The sequence below is a fragment of the Neptuniibacter sp. CAU 1671 genome, assembly GCF_029222905.1.
In the GTDB taxonomy this organism is placed as follows: domain Bacteria; phylum Pseudomonadota; class Gammaproteobacteria; order Pseudomonadales; family Balneatricaceae; genus Neptuniibacter.
In genome coordinates this window covers 41,326-59,510 of the sequence record NZ_JARHUE010000010.1, presented here as the reverse complement: position 1 = coordinate 59,510, position 18,185 = coordinate 41,326, and the positions used below count along the sequence as shown (strand labels likewise).

17 protein-coding genes and 2 riboswitches are annotated in these 18,185 nt (G+C 49.9%); of the genes, 3 read left to right on the top strand and 14 right to left on the bottom strand.

Features of this window, described 5'->3' with window-relative positions; genetic code table 11:
• Positions 1-148: 148 nt before the first annotated feature.
• The 4 genes from P2G53_RS13665 to aceK all read right to left on the bottom strand — a co-directional run bounded on the left by P2G53_RS13665 (position 149) and on the right by aceK (position 6,049).
• The gene (locus P2G53_RS13665; protein ID WP_275818182.1) at positions 149-571 is read right to left on the bottom strand and encodes a universal stress protein; all 423 of its coding nucleotides are present in this window, start codon (positions 569-571) and stop codon (positions 149-151) included.
• Positions 572-579: 8 nt separating this feature from the next.
• The gene (locus P2G53_RS13660) at positions 580-3,162 is read right to left on the bottom strand and encodes a TRAP transporter permease (protein WP_275818179.1); all 2,583 of its coding nucleotides are present in this window, start codon (positions 3,160-3,162) and stop codon (positions 580-582) included.
• Positions 3,163-3,223: 61 nt separating this feature from the next.
• A complete protein-coding gene (locus P2G53_RS13655) occupies positions 3,224-4,204 on the bottom strand; it encodes a TAXI family TRAP transporter solute-binding subunit (RefSeq protein ID WP_275818177.1) in 981 nt (326 codons plus the stop codon).
• 105 nt (positions 4,205-4,309) lie between these two features.
• Positions 4,310-6,049: a bifunctional isocitrate dehydrogenase kinase/phosphatase gene (aceK, locus tag P2G53_RS13650; RefSeq protein WP_275818175.1), complete on the bottom strand. Its 1,740-nt coding sequence runs from the start codon at positions 6,047-6,049 to the stop codon at positions 4,310-4,312.
• A gap of 121 nt (positions 6,050-6,170) precedes the next feature.
• Here aceK and pfkA point away from each other — a divergent pair, with 121 nt between their 5' ends.
• Entirely contained in the window at positions 6,171-7,175 is a 1,005-nt protein-coding gene (gene pfkA, locus P2G53_RS13645) for a 6-phosphofructokinase (RefSeq protein WP_275818173.1), read from the top strand.
• A 27-nt stretch (positions 7,176-7,202) separates the two neighbouring features.
• Complete coding sequence (locus P2G53_RS13640; RefSeq protein WP_275818172.1) at positions 7,203-7,850, top strand: DUF502 domain-containing protein; 648 nt, start codon at positions 7,203-7,205, stop codon at positions 7,848-7,850.
• Here the strand turns inward: P2G53_RS13640 and P2G53_RS13635 are convergent.
• Positions 7,840-8,469, bottom strand: a complete 630-nt coding sequence (locus P2G53_RS13635; protein WP_275818170.1) for an MBL fold metallo-hydrolase — start codon at positions 8,467-8,469, stop codon at positions 7,840-7,842. The two genes, P2G53_RS13640 and P2G53_RS13635, sit on opposite strands and share 11 nt — an antisense overlap.
• A gap of 266 nt (positions 8,470-8,735) precedes the next feature.
• Positions 8,736-8,811: riboswitch (cyclic di-GMP riboswitch) on the bottom strand.
• Between the two features lie 212 nt (positions 8,812-9,023).
• On the opposite strand from P2G53_RS13635, the gene P2G53_RS13630 reads away from it, so the two are divergent.
• Positions 9,024-9,509 (top strand): winged helix DNA-binding protein, encoded by a 486-nt coding sequence (locus tag P2G53_RS13630; protein WP_275818168.1) that lies wholly within the window; start codon positions 9,024-9,026, stop codon positions 9,507-9,509.
• Between the two features lie 60 nt (positions 9,510-9,569).
• On the opposite strand, the gene thiC is transcribed toward P2G53_RS13630, so the two are convergent.
• The 9 genes from thiC to radC form a co-directional block, all read right to left on the bottom strand.
• Positions 9,570-11,471, bottom strand: coding sequence for a phosphomethylpyrimidine synthase ThiC (gene thiC, locus P2G53_RS13625; RefSeq protein WP_275818166.1), 1,902 nt, complete (start codon positions 11,469-11,471; stop codon positions 9,570-9,572).
• A gap of 28 nt (positions 11,472-11,499) precedes the next feature.
• On the bottom strand, positions 11,500-12,327 hold the full coding sequence (thiD, locus tag P2G53_RS13620) for a bifunctional hydroxymethylpyrimidine kinase/phosphomethylpyrimidine kinase (RefSeq protein ID WP_275818164.1): 828 nt from the start codon (positions 12,325-12,327) through the stop codon (positions 11,500-11,502).
• Between the two features lie 53 nt (positions 12,328-12,380).
• Positions 12,381-12,473, bottom strand: a riboswitch (TPP riboswitch).
• 788 nt (positions 12,474-13,261) lie between these two features.
• Positions 13,262-14,338, bottom strand: coding sequence for a glycosyltransferase family protein (locus P2G53_RS13615; RefSeq protein ID WP_275818162.1), 1,077 nt, complete (start codon positions 14,336-14,338; stop codon positions 13,262-13,264).
• Between the two features lie 3 nt (positions 14,339-14,341).
• Complete coding sequence (locus tag P2G53_RS13610) at positions 14,342-14,872, bottom strand: phosphatase PAP2 family protein (protein WP_275818159.1); 531 nt, start codon at positions 14,870-14,872, stop codon at positions 14,342-14,344.
• Between the two features lie 90 nt (positions 14,873-14,962).
• Positions 14,963-15,880: an alpha/beta fold hydrolase gene (locus P2G53_RS13605; RefSeq protein ID WP_275818158.1), complete on the bottom strand. Its 918-nt coding sequence runs from the start codon at positions 15,878-15,880 to the stop codon at positions 14,963-14,965.
• Positions 15,881-15,895: 15 nt separating this feature from the next.
• Complete coding sequence (gene mutM / locus P2G53_RS13600) at positions 15,896-16,708, bottom strand: bifunctional DNA-formamidopyrimidine glycosylase/DNA-(apurinic or apyrimidinic site) lyase (protein ID WP_275818156.1); 813 nt, start codon at positions 16,706-16,708, stop codon at positions 15,896-15,898.
• 106 nt (positions 16,709-16,814) lie between these two features.
• Positions 16,815-16,970: a 50S ribosomal protein L33 gene (gene rpmG / locus P2G53_RS13595; RefSeq protein ID WP_016417370.1), complete on the bottom strand. Its 156-nt coding sequence runs from the start codon at positions 16,968-16,970 to the stop codon at positions 16,815-16,817.
• Positions 16,971-16,993: 23 nt separating this feature from the next.
• Complete coding sequence (rpmB, locus tag P2G53_RS13590; protein WP_275818152.1) at positions 16,994-17,230, bottom strand: 50S ribosomal protein L28; 237 nt, start codon at positions 17,228-17,230, stop codon at positions 16,994-16,996.
• Positions 17,231-17,427: 197 nt separating this feature from the next.
• Positions 17,428-18,102 carry a DNA repair protein RadC gene (gene radC, locus P2G53_RS13585; RefSeq protein WP_275818150.1) on the bottom strand — a complete coding sequence of 225 codons (675 nt, stop codon included), beginning with the start codon at positions 18,100-18,102 and terminating at the stop codon, positions 17,428-17,430.
• Positions 18,103-18,185 lie beyond the last annotated feature (83 nt).

The window sequence follows — 18,185 nt, the reverse complement described above, 5'->3', positions numbered from 1 at the left end:
CAAAAAACAAACAATTTCATTCAGTTACTAAGGCCTGACCTGTACTTCAAAAGCCTGCTTAGCAGTGCCCTCGTCAGGTCAGGGAGGCGCATTCTACACCCCATACTTTTTAGGTCAACAGGGAGAGGATAAAAAAGAAGAAATATATTTATTTAAGAACAAAAACTGAACAAGGCGAGCGTTCAACAACTTTTGCCGTCACGGAACCTAACATCAGTTTATCAAGCGAGCCATGCTGATACGCTTTCATCAGGATGAGATCAACCTGTTCCCTTTCAGCTGTTTTGACAATTTGTTCCTGCGCGTCACCCACTGCCACAACACAGCTCACGTTGTATCCCTTCAGGCTATCAGCGGCTTTTTTGTTCAGCGATTGCGTTAATGCATCGACCGCTTTTTCCAGACTACCTTTAGGAAAGTAGGACGCGACAAGCGGCATTCGTATATCAGGCATAACGGTGAGCAGTACGACATGACTGGACTCTCCAGTGAGGGCTTTTAGCGCAGCCAGCGTCTGATCGGTACCTGTTGTGTCCTGCAGGTCTAGCGGAGCCAATATTCTATTAAACATACGTCACCTCAACCTGCAGATCTGTTTCTACGCTGAATTTGTAAAAAACCAAGGGCAAATAACAATGCCAGTGCCGGCAGCCACAACCACTGCTTATCAGGCCGTTCATTTTCTGCTTCTATGTAGAGAATCTTCCAGTCAAAGTCGATGCCTGCATTCTGCGCATCACTTCCAAACTCAACCATATCAACCAGCACGTTCTGCTCTTCTGTTCTTAGTTCAATGCCAGTTGAGCGCAGTTTTGACTCTGCATCACCTTCATTTTCCAGCTTCAATTGCACGGTTTTTTCGACAAAGTCACCATCCAAGGTTTCACCGGCCACCCTGAGTACCAATGGCTGTTCAGCTGGAAGCTTATCGATAAAGGTCATAATAGAGTGCGGATCGACCTGTTTTGTTGGCGGAAACACTTCATCCCAGAAGAAGCCGGGACGGAAAATCACAAAGGCGATAAGCAGTAACAAACCGGTTTCGTACCATCTGTTTTTGGTGAACCAGAAACCCTGGGTTGCAGCGGCAAACACCAGCATCGCAATCAATGCGCCAATCACAGTAAGGATGAGATGGGGCACACTTTCAATGCCGTATAAAATCAGCTCGGTGTTGTAGATAAACATGAAGGGTAATACTGCGGTACGAATATCGTACGTAAAACCCTGTATACCTGTTTTAATCGGATCAGACCTTGCGATTGCCGCTGCAGCAAAAGCCGCCAACCCAACGGGGGGAGTGTCATCTGCCAGGATACCGAAATAAAACACAAACAGATGCACAGCGATGAGCGGCACAATCAGTCCATGCTCTGCACCCAGCGTCACAATCACGGGGGCCATCAGGGTCGACACCACGATATAGTTTGCCGTTGTGGGTAACCCCATACCAAGAATCAGGCTGATGACCGCCGTGAATAACAGCATCAGGAATACATTGCCAGCTGAGATAAACTCAACAAACTCAGTCATCACCAATCCGATACCGGTGAGGGTAACTGTGCCTACCACAATACCTGCAGCAGCAGTCGCAACACCGATTCCGATCATGTTCCGTGCGCCGGAAACCAGCCCATTAAACAGATCCTCAATGCTTTCTAAAAAGTAATCCGCAAGGTTCTGCTCTTTTCTGAACAGCGCTTTCAAAGGTTTATGGGTTAGCAAAATGATCACCATAAACACCGTAGCCCAGAAGGCAGAAAGACCCGGGGAAAAACGCTCAACTGTCAGGCACCAGATCAGCACAGCAACCGGCAGCAGAAAATAGAGTCCCGATTTGACGGTAGGACCGGTTGGCGGGAGCCGCACCACTTCAGCTTCGGGATCATCCATTTTCAGTTCAGGGTATTGCGTGGCATACCAGATCAGGAACAGGTAACCCACCAGCATCACTACGCCAGCAACAAGGTAAGAACCATCGCCCAGATAGGTTTTTGTCCAGCCAAGACCGTAATAGATCGCCAGAGAACCAATACACACACCCAGAATGATAAACGCCCATACCGTCAGTTTTTGAGCAAGGGTTGCGGTATTACTGGAAGGCAATCCCTCCATACCGGCTTTCATCGCCTCAAGATGCACGATATAGATCAGCGCGATATAGGAGATTAAGGCAGGCAAAATGGCATGCTGGATCACTTCTATGTAGGAGATGCCCACATATTCAACCATCAGGAAAGCAGCAGCCCCCATGATAGGTGGCGTTAACTGTCCATTTGTTGACGCCGCAACCTCTACAGCTCCAGCCTTGTAGGCAGGAAAACCAACTCGTTTCATCAGTGGAATGGTGAATGTACCGGTTGTCACCACATTGGCAATTGAGGAGCCTGAGACAAGCCCACTCAAGCCCGAAGAAACCACAGCCGCTTTCGCAGGCCCGCCACGCATATGACCCAACAATGAAAACGCGACCTGCGTGAAGTAGTTACCGGCACCCGCCTTATCCAGCAGTGCACCGAACAGTACAAACAGGAAAACAAAACTGGTCGACACACCTAATGCAACACCAAACACACCTTCCGTGGTGAGCCACTGATGTGACATAGCTTTATTCAGGCTTGCCCCTTTATGCGAGATCACTTCAGGCATGTAGGGTCCGGCAAAGGTGTAGGCCAGAAAGACTGTAGCCACCACCATCAACGGTGGACCCAGGGCTCTTCGGGTCGCTTCCAGCAGCAACAGCATGCCACAGACAGCCACCACTATATCCTGCGTAATGGGTGCTCCGGCGCGGTCTGCTAACTGCGCATGAAACACCACCAGATAACTGGCACTGAATGCACCCGCCAGGGCAAAAAGCCAGTCATGCCAGGGCACTGAATCGAAAGAGGAATTTTTGAAGGCCGGAAACGCAGTAAAGGAGAGAAAAATCGCAAAGCTCAGATGAATGGCGCGCGCTTCAGTGTCATTAAAGACAGCAAAGTTAACGATAAATGGCAAAGGTGATGCATACCAGAGCTGGAACAACGCCCAACTGAGTGCCACCAGCCATAAAAATTTACCGGGCAGACCTGCTGGCGATCTTGCACCTGAGTCTGCCTGCGCAACCATCTGCTGAACTTCTTCAGACACACGATGAGAATGCTGAGATTTCTCTTCCATGGACGACTCCTTAACGTTAAACCTTACGCGACTGCCCGGGACCTAGCCCGGGCAGATGTGCTTAGAGCAGCCCAGCTTCTTTGTAGTATTTAAGTGCGCCAGGATGTAGAGGCGCGGAGAGACCATCTTTAACCATCTCTTCTTTGGTGAGATTTTCGAAGGCCGGGTGTAATTTGCGGAAGTCATCGAAGTTTTCAAAGACTGCTTTTACGACCTGATAAACAACGGCATCAGGTACTTTCGCTGAGGACACAATCGTTGCACCCACACCAAAGGTTTGCACGTCGTCTGGATTACCACGGTACATGCCACCTGGAATTGTTGCTTTTCGGTAGTAGCTGTTATCTGCGATCAGCTTGGCTACATCAGCATCATCGACATTTACCAGCGTGCTGTCACATGAAGTTGTTGCTTCCTTGATGGCACCACTCGGGTGTCCCACCACATAGACCATGACATCTATTTTGTTATCACAGAGTGCACTGGCCTGTTCCGATGCTTTCAGCTCAGACGCCAGAGCAAAATCGTCTGTTGTCCAGCCTTTAGCATTCATCAACACTTCGATAGTGCCGCGCTGACCTGAACCCGGATCACCGATATTGACCCGTTTCCCTTTGATATCATTAAAATTTTTGATACCGGAGTCCGCCCGCGCCACTACGGTAAATGGCTCGGGATGAATTGAGAAGACAGCGCGCAGATCCGGATTAGGCCCCATCTCTTCAAATTTACTGGTGCCATTGTAGGCATGATATTGCCAGTCAGACTGAGCAACACCCATATCCAGCTCACCGGCCCGGATCGTATTCAGGTTATAGACAGACCCACCTGTGGACTCAACAGAACAGCGAATACCGTGTTCCTTGCGCCCTTTGTTGACCAAACGACAAATAGCACCACCGGTCGGGTAATAGACCCCCGTGACGCCCCCTGTACCAATGGTTATAAAATCCTGCGCCTGCACGGTTGGAGCAGATACAGACATACCCAACCCCAGTGCAGTACCCACCACTGTGGTAATCAATCTTTTTTGCAATTTCATCTTACTCTCCCTGCTAGCAGAACCCTGACGCTCTATCGGGTCAGATTTTTTTAAGGCAATTTTTAGCCTAGTTCCAATCCTTTGATTTTCAAGAAAATCAAAGGATTAATCGTTGCGAGGAAAACGATTCAATTGTCGGTAGGGAAACACATCCACCAGCACACCCTGTCTAACCTGAGACTGCATGCCTTGCCAGAACCCCACCGTGAGCAAATCTCCATGTAACTCATTGAAAATTTTACGTACAGAGGGATCGCAGGCAGTTAACAGACTGAACTCTTCCGGGAAAACATCATTGGGACCGACCGAGTACCAGGGTTCACTGGAGAGCTCCTGTTCAGGGTAGAGGGGTTCCGGAATCGCACGAAAATGACAGTCGGTCAGATAGAGGATTTCATCATAGTCATAGAATACAACCCGGCCATGACGGGTCACTCCAAAGTTTTTAAACAGCATATCCCCGGCAAAGATATTGGCCGCCGCCAGCTGTTTGATCGCTTTGCCGTATTCATTGATGGCATGAAACAACGCGGTAGCATCCTGCCGCTCAAGCGCATCATCAATGAAGATATTCAGTGGCGTCATATAACGCTCCGTCCAGAGGTGACGGATAATCAGCCGGTCTCCCTCAACTCTCAGAGAACTACCCGCAACCGCCTCAAGCTCATTGATAAGCTCTGTCGAAAATCGCTCAAGCGGAAAACTGAAATTCGTAAACTCCTGTGTGTCCGCCATTCGGCCAACCCTGTCATGACGTTTCACCAATTGGTATTTTTCCTTCACTCCCTCCCGCGTAATCTGTTTGGAGGATGAGAAATGATCCTTGATTACTTTGAATACGACGGGATAAGAGGGCAGTGTAAATACCGTCATCACCATGCCCTTTACACCCGGGGCGATAATAAATTGATCCTGACTTTGCTCTAAGTGGGAAACAAAGTTACGAAAAAACTCAGCCTTACCCTGCTTATAAAAACCAATTGAACTGTAAAGCTCGGGAATCGACTTGGCCGGAATCAGCGTATGCAGAAATCTGACAAATTCTGACGGCACATCCACATCCACCAGAAAATAGGAACGGGTAAAACTGAAAATAATTGAGACATCGTTCTCATCACAGATCAGTGTGTCGACATAAAGCTTACCCTGTCCATTATTGAGAACAGGCAACACGAACGGGACACTTTTCTCACCCAGATGCACCCTGCCGACCACATAGGCTGCTTTATTGCGGTAAAAAAGACTGCGAATCACCTGCACCACAGCACCACGTTCAGACAACTGAGCCAGCGGCAGAATCGTGCGGGCGCGCAGCAGAATGTTGCGAATATCACGCCGTAAACTTTCCCAAGGCGCCTGAAAAGGCAAGTCCTGCAACAACCTGAACAGAACCCTGACACCGCCCTCCTCTGCCAGAGGATAGGTCTGATAGATCCCCCCCCCGGTGTTAATAAGACGGTCCCGCCAGGAGGAAAAGATAAACATATGCTCATCATCGATCTGTCCGTGCCGGAATACCCTGCAATAGACCGAGTTATAGAAAGTTTCTGCCAGTTCCGGATCGGTCCTCTGCTGCAGCAGTCGCCGATAATATGGCTTTGCTTTATTCCAGAGACGGGATAGATACAACTCCTCACCGAGCAGATGCTCCATCTCAGTGACTGCGGCAGCCACCATCGCTTCGTAGAGATCTATTCGCTGCGCAGAAAGGTCCTGGATAGCTCCCCAGTCGCCCGATTCAAAACACACACGGGCCTGCTCTGTCATCTCCTGGAAATTGAGCCGGTATTCAGCAAAGTACACCATCACACTGGCAGCAATACGCTGGTAGGGCTTTCGCTCCATAACCGATATTTCCAACCTTAAACCGCTGCGAAAATTTAACCTGATTTTAGTTCAGGGATAGGATGATTCTGTCACTTAGCATAGATTACACTGAGAACAAATCCTGCCACGGACGCCTTTTATGTACAGCATTCCAACTCTGGAAGTGACCCATAAACCCAATGCGATTGCCGTCCTGACCAGCGGTGGCGACTCGCCCGGCATGAATCCCGCCATCCGAGGGGTTGTAAGGGCGGCCCTGAATCAGGATATCCGGGTCGTGGGCATCCACAAAGGTTACAGCGGTTTGATTACCGGCGACTTTGAGGAGATGAACTCAGCTTCAGTGACGAACATCGTTCAGCGCGGCGGCACTCTGCTCAAGAGCGATCGCTGTCTGGCCTTCAAGGATCCGAAAGTACGCAAACTGGGTGCTGAGATACTTGCCGATAATCAGATAGATGCCTTGGTTGTCATTGGCGGTGATGGCTCCCTGACCGGCGCTCACCTGCTCTGCAGAGAGACTGGCATTCCTGTCATCGGCCTGCCCGGCACCATCGACAATGACATCTATGGCACCGAGGATACCATCGGCTTTGATACCGCGGTTAACACCGCTTTAGACGCCATTGACAAGATTCGTGATACCGCCCTGTCCCATGAAAGTCTGTTTCTGGTTGAAGTCATGGGACGAAATTCCGGCTTTATTGCGACCCATGTTGGCATCGCCTGCGGTGCAGAGATGATTGTGGTACCGGAATATGAAGTTAAAGTCGATACCATCTGTTACCAACTGGCCCATAACCGACAAACCGGTCAGGGTTCCAGCGGTATCATCGTCGTCGCAGAAGGCCCAATACCCGGTCTGACCTATAGCCTCGCCCATCAGCTTGAAGCCAATGGCCAGGCCCCCAAGGTCTGCATTCTTGGGCATATCCAGCGCGGTGGCAGCCCCTCCGGTCATGACAGGGTGCTGGCATCCTGCCTCGGCGCTTCGGCAGTAGACTACCTTTGTGCAGGCATATCCGACATTATGGTGGGCGTACAGAATGGTGCGATCTGCGCCACCCCTCTTGCCGAGGTGATCGCCCACAAAAAAGCGCTGGATCCTGTGCTCTTTCAGCGCGCATTACTGTTGCACAAATAAACCCGATTACCCTCAAGGAATGGATGCATGAAAAATCACCTGATTTTCCGCAGCCTGCTCAGGTTCTTTTTTCAGGGCTTGCTGATCCTGCTACCGGCGGTTTTGACCGTGTATCTGGTGTATCTGATTTTTGCAGCACTCAACAACACCGTTTTTTCGGCCATCGGGCGTTTATTGCAGGTTTTCTTTCCCTCAGTATCACCTGGTGTAGAAACCGTTGTTTTAGGGGGTATCTGCACACTGGCGCTGATCATTCTGACGGGGGCAATTGCCTCAAACTACCTGGGCGCAATCATACTGTCCTGGCTCGACCGTCTGTTAGAAAAAACACCGGTTGTAAAGCTGCTCTACAACACACTTAAAGATCTGTTTCAGGCGTTTTTGGGTGACCAAAAAAGCTTTGAAACACCGGTGCTGGTGACACTGACACCGGATGGCGCCATTAAAGCGATGGGGTTCATTACTAACGAGAATCTGGCGGATTTCGGGCTGGAACAGGATGTCGCCGTCTACCTGCCACAGTCTTATAATTTTGCAGGCAATCTGATCATTGTCCCCCGCGAGCGAATCTCGATGCTGGACGCAAAAGCCAGCCGGGTCACCACCTTTGTCGTCAGCGGTGGTATTACCGGGGCTGGCAAAGCAGATTCAGACGCGGCCAAAATTACTGAATAAACGGGTTGGAGCGACGTTCAACGCCTAACTGGGAATTAGGTCCGTGGCCTGGAATAAAGGTCACCTCATCTCCCAGAGGCAAAAGTTTCTGCTGAATCGCCTTAATCAGATCAGCGTGATTGCCTCGGGGGAAATCGGTCCGTCCAATCGACCCTCTGAACAGCACGTCGCCTACCAGCAACAACTGATCCTGACGGTGATAGAACACCACATGTCCCGGTGTATGCCCGGGGCAGTGCAACACCTCAAGTGTTTCCTCTCCCACCGTGACGGTATCCGCATCATTTAACCAGCGATCAGGCGTAAAGCTCTCACATTTTGGAAAATTGAACATCCGGCACTGTTCAGCCATACCGTCTATCCAGAACTTATCGTCAATATGCGGCCCCTCAACGGGAAGCGACTCACGTTGCATAAGTTCTGCTGTTCCACCCGCATGATCGATATGCGCGTGCGTCAGCAGAATTTTCTCCAGACAAAGTCCTTTATCAGCAACAAAAGCAAGAATACGGTCGATTTCACCACCCGGATCGACAACAGCCGCTTTGCCTGATTTTTCACACCAGATAACAGTGCAGTTTTGTTGGAACGGGGTAACCGGAATAGTTTTAAATTTCATAACCCTGACTGAGTCTATCAAAGAATAGTTGGCTAAAAATTAACACGAATTGTTACTATCTATCGCAATCTGTCTCATAATAGAGACAGGTTTTTTTCTGGAAAGACGTCAGTTTAACAGACTGACCACTTATCTTGACCATGCCGATAGATAAACAGGTGATTTTGCTGGCAATTCAAAAGCCTAAGAGTAGGCACAGCCAAATCGGATGAGTGAGTTTGAAGCGTTAAGGAAGTAAGCCAGAAAAAGAAAAAAGATCTCTCTCGTTCGGTAGTCAGACTATCCACTGAGGGACTCTTGACTTTGCGTCCCGTGCTTTCACACGGTTTGCCTTTTTCGAGAGAGGATCTTTTTCGCTGGAGACGGAAGTGACCAGATCAGGTCGATCTGAATCACAAACCTTAACGTAAGATTAACAGAGATGAATGCAAAAGCAATTCTCAAACGTTACAATTTTTCACTAAATTGAAAAAAATACCTAAAAATTTTCCATAAATGACCGATCAAGAATATTATCTTTAAAGATTCAGCTTGTACTGACAGGAAACCCTTATATGGAAACCGGCATTAAAACCAAGACAGCAGCCTCTTCAGCAGACTTCCTGGATTGTATGCGCCTCATTGAGCGCCTGCACCGGCGAATCCTCGATCTGTTGAAACTTCGGCTAGACTCTCTGGGTTATACCGATGTAAACAGCGTACAGGCACTTCTGATGCACAACATCTCTGATCGTGAGATGACTGCAGGTGAACTGAGAACCCGCGGTTATTACCTCGGCTCTAACGTGTCCTATAACCTGAAGAAACTGGTCTCCAATGGTTATATCAATCAGGTACGTTCAGAACACGACCAGCGTTCAGTCCGCATCAGTCTGAGTGATAAAGGCAAGGCGATTCACGATCTTGTTCAGGAAATGTTTGATAAACAGCTGGAACAGATCAATGCTGACAATGTAATGAGCAATACCTCGTTTGGTCAGCTCAGCGGTCAGCTGAAAGAAATCGAGAAGTTCTGGGATCTGCAGATCGGCTTCTCCTGAGGCTCTGCTACCCCGCTATAAACAAAAGGGCGAACCCGATGGGTTCGCCCTTTTTTGTGATCAGAGCTTATGGTAAATCTCGGCTCCTGAGGACTTAAACTCGGCTGACTTTTCCTGCATGCCCTGCTCAGCCTGGGCATTAATAGCGGCCACCTGATCCGCATCCAGTTCCCGCACCTCCTGAGAGATCTTCATTGAACAGAATTTCGGACCACACATTGAGCAGAAGTGAGCCACCTTGGCAGACTCTTTCGGCAGGGTCTCGTCGTGATAGGCCCGTGCGGTATCCGGATCCAGACCAATATTGAACTGATCTTCCCAACGGAATTCGAAACGCGCTTTCGACATCGCGTTATCACGGATCTGAGCGCCGGGATGCCCCTTGGCCAGATCAGCTGCATGGGCTGCAATCTTGTAAGTAATGATGCCGGTTTTCACATCATCCTTGTTCGGCAGACCTAGATGCTCCTTCGGCGTCACATAGCAAAGCATGGCACAGCCGTACCAGCCAATCATTGCAGCGCCAATACCTGAGGTGATGTGGTCGTAACCCGGCGCGATATCCGTGGTCAATGGACCCAGCGTGTAGAAGGGTGCTTCGTGGCACTCTGTCAGCTGCTTATCCATATTTTCTTTGATCATATGCATCGGCACATGACCCGGACCTTCAATCATGACCTGAACATCATGTTCCCAGGCAATTTTCGTCAGCTCGCCCAGTGTTTCAAGTTCGGAGAACTGCGCTTCGTCATTGGCATCATAGACTGAACCCGGACGCAGGCCATCCCCCAAAGAGAAGGAGACATCATAGGCTTTGCAGATTTCACAAATTTCTTCGAAATGGGTGTAGAGGAAGTTCTCTTTGTGATGCGCCAGACACCACTTAGCCATAATTGAACCACCACGGGAGACGATACCCGTCATACGTTTCGCGGTCATTGGCACGTAACGCAACAATACACCGGCATGAATCGTAAAGTAATCGACCCCCTGCTCAGCCTGCTCAATCAGAGTATCCCTGAACACTTCCCAGTTCAGATCTTCTGCGACCCCGTTCACTTTTTCCAGTGCCTGGTAAATTGGCACAGTACCGATTGGCACAGGAGAGTTACGGATAATCCACTCCCGGGTTTCATGAATGTTCTTACCGGTTGAGAGGTCCATGATGGTATCCGCACCCCAGCGAATACCCCAGGTCATTTTCTCTACTTCTTCCTCAATGCTTGAAGTCAGCGCAGAGTTACCAATGTTGCCGTTGATTTTCACCAGGAAATTACGACCAATAATCATCGGCTCAACTTCGGGGTGATTGATATTTGCCGGAATAATCGCCCGCCCTTCAGCCACTTCTTTGCGCACAAACTCGGGCGTGATCTCCTCCGGCATGTAGGCACCAAAGTTTTCACCCGGATGCTGTGTCGCAATCAGATTACCTTCCGCACGGGCCTTGGCCAGCTTCATATTTTCGCGGATCGCGATATATTCCATTTCCGGCGTCACAATGCCTTTGCGCGCGTAATGCAGCTGCGTCACATTCTGTCCGGCTTTGGCACGCAGCGGTTTACGCTGCAACTGAAAACGCAAAGCGTCCAGTCGCAAATCCGCCTCACGCATACGGCCATATTCCGAGGTCAGCGCTGAGAGCTGTTCAGTATCCTGACGCTCTTCAATCCAGGCTGCCCGCAATGGATTAAGGCCTTTGCGCACATCAATCTGTACATCCGGATCGGTGTAAGGGCCAGAGGTATCGTAAACGTACAGTGGCTCATTCTTTTCACCACCAAACGCCGTTGGCGTGTCATCCAGTGAGATTTCACGCATCGGCACACGAATGTCAGACCGTGATCCTTCCACATAAACTTTACGTGACTTGGGAAACGGCTGAACCGAATCGCGGTCAACCTGAGCTGTCTGACTCAGTACTTTTGCTTCTGCTGCCTGCTGAGGCGATTTATCCGTCATAACATTAACCTGTTTTATTTATTGTCATTCAACGCTCGGCTGAGCGCGCATAGAAATGGTTGACTGGCCCGTGACCAGAACCTACGTTCAGTTCATTCGAATATCTGATGGCCTCAGTCACATAGTGCTTGGCATGACTCACCGCTTCAGCCAAATCTAACCCTTTAGCCAGGCCGGTTGCTATCGCCGAAGCAAGAGTACAACCTGTGCCATGTGTATTGGCTGAATTCAGTTTTGCTGCCTCAAACAGATGAAACTCCCGGCCATCAAAGAGCACATCGGTACATAGATCTCCATCCAGATGCCCTCCTTTAAGAAGTACCGCCTTTGCTCCGAGCTCATAAAGTTCACCAGCGCGTTGTTTCATTGTGATGATCGAATCCGGCACTGGCTGATCCAGCAATTTGGCGGCCTCTGGCAAATTGGGGGTAATCAGGGTCGCAAGTGGGATGAGCTCCTGCAGATACGCATTCACAGCGGCAGTCTCTAAAAGACTGTCTCCACTGCTTGCCACCATCACCGGATCAACCACCACTGGACCTGAAAAATGTTCTTTAAGGTATGCAGCAACAACCTGAATCACTGCCGCATTACCCATCATCCCGGTCTTAATTGCACTGATGCCAAGGTCATCAAGTACTGCTTTCAACTGAGCATTAACCAGTTTGGGTGACAATACTTCGCTGGCGCTGACACCCTGAGTGTTCTGCGCGGTTATTGCCGTGATTACAGAGCAACCATAGCCGCCTAACGCAGAGATAGTTTTGAGATCAGCCTGAATACCAGCACCACCACCGGAGTCAGATCCCGCGATTGTGAGCACATTAGGTAGATGTGAAGAAGATGTTTTATGCACAACTGCACCCCGTTAAATCAAAAGTCGGGTCACAGCATCGCAAATTTGAACAGGATGAGGACATCTCGATTTCCTACGCCGGTACCAGCCGGATCAGGTTCTACGGGTATATTCTCAGCTCCAAAAGAGCACCCCGACCAAGATAATTGTCCCAGTGTATCGCCGAAGAAGCCGACTGTCCATTCACAACCCGACGGGATCGACACACTGAGCCACATATGAAAATAGGAAATTTTCTTATACCAAAAACAGCTAATAAAAAGCATCATAGCTTTATGGATCATGCATTCATGGATGAATTCAAAGGCTTATAAAGCGGCAAAGGAAAACGGATTCACAGGGATGAATCATTGCCGCAGGGATGATGGAAGCCAGCATATCAGGCGCTTCATATATTGGAGCGCCTTTTTTTATTTTAGGCCTACCGCACAACGGTCTGATGCTCGGCATTTTCCCGCTTAAGATCAGCCATCTAAGATAAACACACTTAAAATTAAGAAGTTTTCTTATACCAATTACTTAGCAAACTCCCATAATGGATCAGGTGGATCTCCTGTTCACGGAATGAATACAAGGACGGCACGACAGCGACAAAGGACAGCAGGAAGCACAAGGACGAACACCGTCGCATGGAAAAATGGATACCAGCCAAGGGGCGCTTCAAGGACTGAAGCGCCCCTTTTATTTTTGCCCCAACACATTCGGTTTCCCCGAATACCTCACCCGGCCAACCAAAATTAAGAACTTTTCCTATATCGCTTTTACCAACCATCACCATACTTAGTAACAGTGGATCTCCTAATCACGGATTGGTTTTAAGGACGGCAGGCAAGCGGCACAGGAATGCAGGAAGCGCAGGGATGGCATTACAGCCGTATGGAAGAATGGATACCAAATAAAGGGCAGCTCAGAGGATGAGCTGCCCTTTTTAATTTCAGGTTCGTTCAATCATTCCCGAATGATGATTGTTGACTGAACTCACCTGGTTATTCGAAACAGACGCCCAGAGACGCTCGCCCAACTCAGGCAGTGAGAGCTGCCGGCCTGAAACCAGCCAGTCAGCCAGCATCCCCCCAACATCAGGCCACGGAGTAGCCATCGGCGCACTTTGGTCAAACCAGGTTTTCACTTCAGGTGCCCGCAGATTTTTCACAACGGTGCCCCTTTCCAGCTGAGCCAGTATCCGTGCATTTGAAATCTGCTCAGGCTGCCCCTGCTGTGGCAGGCAGAGGATTTTTTTACCGTATTGCATCGCCTCGCTTAGCAACCCAAACCCCGCATTGCAGATCACGCCCGCACAACTGGCCAGATCACGCTGAAACCCTTCACGAGAAAATGGGCACAATACGATGTTGCCAACCTCACTTCGTTCTGTAACCCCGCAATAGATATAGAATTGTTGGTCACCATATGACTGCAGAGCCTGCCTTAATTCAGCAAGGTCATCATGCGGCAGATACACAACATACTTCTCTGTTACCTGCGTGGGGGTGAACAATGGCGGCTGTATCAAGGGGGGCAGACAATGCCCACCAAACGAATCCCAATGCAGACCAATGGCCTGCTGAACTGGCGCAAACAGCTTCACCTGAGGTTTAAGTACCCGCCACTTGGCGCCATCAGGCAACGCATTCAAAAAAGCATACTGATGCGCGATCCCCACCGATGGAGCACCTTGGTTACGTGCCGCCCAGGCCGTCACTGGTTCAAAATCACTGATCACCAGATCATAATTGCTGACGTCCAGAGCTCTGATATCACGGATAAGTTGCCTGTACTGATTACCAACCAACGTTTGCCAGAGGTTGACCTTGCCTTTTGACATACTGAAGGTCAGCCCGCTTCGGCATTGATAATCACCAAAAGGCTCCATGTTGAAAAGCTGGTCCGGCGCCCGACCACTGAACAGAAAATCAACTTCAGCGCCTCTCTCAGCCAGCGCAGGCGCCATCACTCTGGCCCGCGTAATATGCCCATTACCTGTCGCCTGAACACCATAGAGGATTTTCATCGATTAGATATACCCGCCCAGATTCAGCACCAGTGCTGCGCAGCTCGTTCCCAGGAGGGCGCCTGCCAGAATATCTGCCGGATAGTGAACGCCTAGCATGATACGTGCAGCGCCAATCAGCACAGCAAACAGATAACCGACAATCAGCAAAGAGGGATAAAAACACGCCAGAACCGTGACAAAGACAAAGGCAGCCGAGGCATGACCAGAGGGAAAACTGAAACGATCAGCAGGTTGAATAAAGGCCTGGTGAGCCTCTAAAACCACAAACGGACGATCACGACGAATTGTGCGTTTCAGCAGCAGGTAAAGCGGTAGTTCCAGCAGAAATGCCAGCAAACCGGCTTTTAAAAAATCCGCACCATCTTCAGCTTCAAATAACGCCAGCAGAATACCGACAGCGAGGTACAGAAACCCATCTCCCAGACGGGAGATCTGACGACTGACACGCGCCATCTGCTTGGCTTTAGGTAGTTGGAGGCACCAGCTAAACGCCAGAGTATCCAGATCAGAGAGTTTTTGCAGGCTGTTCATCCATCAGGCTCCGCTTATTCGCGTATAGCTCTGATGCTGAAGCGCTATGATGACATCGGCGTGATATCACTATGACGATTGGATGACAACTTATTGATGTTTATCGGCTACCTGATGCAGCCATTCGGCTGCCTGACCTACAACCCGGGCGGGCCATAGCCAGGGGGTAATATGCCCCTGGCGTTTCAATTCGATCAGACCGACAGGATGCTCACAAAATTGCTGCAATGAACGGGTATAAGAGATCGGCAACACTTCATCACGGTCGCCGTGCATCACCATCAGATCAAACGGCATCACCTGCCGTGCGATTTTACAGCGGTAGTTGAAGATACTTGAAAGGGTTTCCAAGGGGTAATCATAGATCATCAGCGGATCATTGAGCAGCTCTTCAACCGCCGGATGGTTTCCGAGCAACCGCTCAAAATCCAGAAATGCTTTCAATGGCACCTTGTAGGTCGGAAACCAAAAGGAAGAGCCCCACAACCAGTTCCAGCCAATACGATGCATCATGTCCGGCGCGCGATCTGGCAGCAATAATGTATGGCATAACACACCTTTCACCCGGCTATCTCTTTCAGCCAGCGCCAGCGCCAGCAACGCACCAATGGAATAGCCGTAAACCATGACAGGACCCGCATACCGCTGTTGCAAGACGTCCAATACTGCACTGACAGCGTGGCTCATCTGTTCAACTACATAATGACCACGATCACCCGCACTGTAACCATGCCCGGGCGGATCAATTGCAACAACATTAAAGCCCTCGCGGGAAAGCTTGTATAACAACTCGGCATAAAGCTCGGAATAGGTACCAATACCCGGCAAAAAGAGTACCACCGGTGCCTGAGGATCATATTCGTACAATTCACAATGAACCCCGGAGGCACCAACATTAAAGGCCTGACGTTGTTCCAGATAGGGATCAAGCTTCAGTTTCTGACGCAGACGCATTCGCGAAGGCAGGTGTTCGTGGGAGATAACGGGGTGCCTGATCTGTACATCCATACTTCTACCTCTACCTTAACGCTGACAATAACGACAAAATACCGTTGACCGCTGCCCCAGTCTGATCTCTACCAAAGGTTCCATACAGCGCACACAGGGCTTACCACCGCGACCGTACACATTCAGCTTCTGCTTAAAATAACCGGGCTTACCATCTGAACCACTAAAATCACGCAAGGTGGTACCACCCTGCTCTATCGCCGCCTGCAATACCTGCTTGATGGATTCGGTCAGGACATCAAGACGTCGGCCTGAAATATTGCCAGCCGGACGCTTCGGACTGATCCCTGCCAGAAACAAAGCTTCATTGGCGTAAATATTTCCAACACCAACCACGACCTTGCTATCCATAATCAACTGTTTGATAGCCGTCTTACGACCTTCACAACGCTGTTTCAGATAATCCGCATTAAAGTCGCCAGACAAAGGTTCAGGGCCAAGATCCGCCAGCAACGCGTGAATTTCACCTTCAGGCTGCCATAAAACGGAGCCGAATCGACGAGGGTCAGTCAGACGCAACATCTGACCGTTTGCAAGAACCAGATCGACATGGTCATGTTTACCGGCAGGTGTCGCTTCGGGCAGGACACGCACACAGCCCGACATACCCAGATGAATCATGACTTCACCGCCCTGTACTCTCAGCAATATGTATTTGCCGCGGCGTGATACAGAGACGATTCGGTTGCCCGGCAACACTTCATTCAACAATTCAGGTACCGGCCAGCGTAACCTACGCTGGCGCACCTTCAGATGACTGATGACCTGTCCGTCAAGATGAGGGCGTATCCCCCGGCAACTGGTTTCAACTTCAGGTAATTCTGGCATGACACTTAAACAACTGTGCAATTGATCAGCATACCACTGCACTGCCGGCAGGGCACCCAATGCAAAAAAAAACCCGGCATTGCCGGGTTTTTTTCAACAGAAGCAATTATTTGATTTTTGCTTCTTTGTACATCACGTGCTTACGAACAACTGGATCATACTTTTTGAATTCCAGTTTGTCTGGCGTGTTACGCTTGTTCTTGTCAGTGGTGTAGAAATGACCTGTACCAGCAGAAGAAACCAGCTTGATCTTATCGCGAATGCCTTTAGCCATGACTGCGCTCCTTATACCTTGATGCCAGCGGCACGAACGTCAGCCAGGACTGTGTCGATACCTTTTTTATCGATGATACGCATACCTTTAGAAGATACACGCAGACGAACAAATTTCTGCTCGCTTTCTACCCAGAAACGGTGCCAGTGCAGGTTTGGCAGAAAACGACGACGCGTTTTACGCTGTGAGTGGGAAACGTTGTTTCCTGTAACCGGGCCTTTGCCAGTTACCATACATACTCGAGACATGGTAATACCTTAAACAGTGTTGAAGTTACGTTTCTACCCAGGATATTTATCGACGTGACTATGGCCAACAGCGTCCGCACTCTCCGGACTGGCAGTCACATCTCAGGCGGAGCGTCCCGTAACTAGACAGAATTACCGTACCCGAGTGTGGATAGAAGGAGGCGAATTATACAGTAATTGAGCATTTTGCCAACACTTTATAACATTCCGCGCTCAGCCAGAGAGACCGCCTCACCCTCTCCGATGACCATATGATCGAGCAACCTCACCTCAAGCAGTCCTAAAGCGTCTTTTATCTGTCGGGTGATCTGCTGGTCAGCAAGACTGGGCTCAGCCACACCAGAGGGGTGATTATGAGCCAGGATCACCGCCGCTGCATTGAGCTGCAAAGCCCGCCGCGCAATCTCCCGCGGATAGACCGCAGCCGCGGTCAAGGTGCCAAAAAACAGCTCCTCGTAGCGGAGCACCCGATGCCGGTTATCCAGAAACAGACAGGCAAACACTTCACGGGACTGATGCCGCAGACGGCTGGAAAGATAATTTCGAACGGCTGCAGGATGCTCCATGACATCTTCATGCACCAGAGCCGCAGCAAGATGACGCCTTGCCATCTCCAGCACGGCCTGCAACTGGGCATATTTTGCTTCCCCCAATCCATGAGCCTGACAGAAGGTCGACTTATCACATTCGAGCAACGCCCTTAGTCCGCCAAAAGTGTTGAGTAACTCCCGCGCCAGATCGACGGCACTTTTACCCTGCACCCCGGTGCGCAGAAAAATAGCCAGCAGCTCCGCATCCGATAACACATCGGGACCACGTTGCAGCAGTTTCTCCCGCGGGCGCTCCAGTTCAGGCCAGTCCGTAATCGCCATTATTCACCTCCCTGTGAACCACGACAAAGGTTTAAATTCTCTTAAAACCCGGTAAGTCAATCTACGCAAGTCTAGTCGAAAAT

Excerpts from the sequence above, each read along its gene's own strand:
- P2G53_RS13630 (WP_275818168.1), top strand. The coding sequence starts at position 9,024 with ATGGAAACCGGCATTAAAACCAAGACAGCAGCCTCTTCAGCAGACTTC.
- P2G53_RS13615 (WP_275818162.1), bottom strand. The coding sequence starts at position 14,338 with ATGAAAATCCTCTATGGTGTTCAGGCGACAGGTAATGGGCATATTACG.
- rpmB (WP_275818152.1), bottom strand. The coding sequence starts at position 17,230 with ATGTCTCGAGTATGTATGGTAACTGGCAAAGGCCCGGTTACAGGAAAC.
- P2G53_RS13640 (WP_275818172.1), top strand. The coding sequence starts at position 7,203 with ATGAAAAATCACCTGATTTTCCGCAGCCTGCTCAGGTTCTTTTTTCAG.
- aceK (WP_275818175.1), bottom strand. The coding sequence starts at position 6,049 with ATGGAGCGAAAGCCCTACCAGCGTATTGCTGCCAGTGTGATGGTGTAC.
- pfkA (WP_275818173.1), top strand. The coding sequence starts at position 6,171 with ATGTACAGCATTCCAACTCTGGAAGTGACCCATAAACCCAATGCGATT.
- P2G53_RS13660 (WP_275818179.1), bottom strand. The coding sequence starts at position 3,162 with ATGGAAGAGAAATCTCAGCATTCTCATCGTGTGTCTGAAGAAGTTCAG.
- P2G53_RS13610 (WP_275818159.1), bottom strand. The coding sequence starts at position 14,872 with ATGAACAGCCTGCAAAAACTCTCTGATCTGGATACTCTGGCGTTTAGC.
- mutM (WP_275818156.1), bottom strand. The coding sequence starts at position 16,708 with ATGCCAGAATTACCTGAAGTTGAAACCAGTTGCCGGGGGATACGCCCT.
- thiC (WP_275818166.1), bottom strand. The coding sequence starts at position 11,471 with ATGACGGATAAATCGCCTCAGCAGGCAGCAGAAGCAAAAGTACTGAGT.
- radC (WP_275818150.1), bottom strand. The coding sequence starts at position 18,102 with ATGGCGATTACGGACTGGCCTGAACTGGAGCGCCCGCGGGAGAAACTG.
- P2G53_RS13635 (WP_275818170.1), bottom strand. The coding sequence starts at position 8,469 with ATGAAATTTAAAACTATTCCGGTTACCCCGTTCCAACAAAACTGCACT.
- P2G53_RS13655 (WP_275818177.1), bottom strand. The coding sequence starts at position 4,204 with ATGAAATTGCAAAAAAGATTGATTACCACAGTGGTGGGTACTGCACTG.
- P2G53_RS13665 (WP_275818182.1), bottom strand. The coding sequence starts at position 571 with ATGTTTAATAGAATATTGGCTCCGCTAGACCTGCAGGACACAACAGGT.
- P2G53_RS13605 (WP_275818158.1), bottom strand. The coding sequence starts at position 15,880 with ATGGATGTACAGATCAGGCACCCCGTTATCTCCCACGAACACCTGCCT.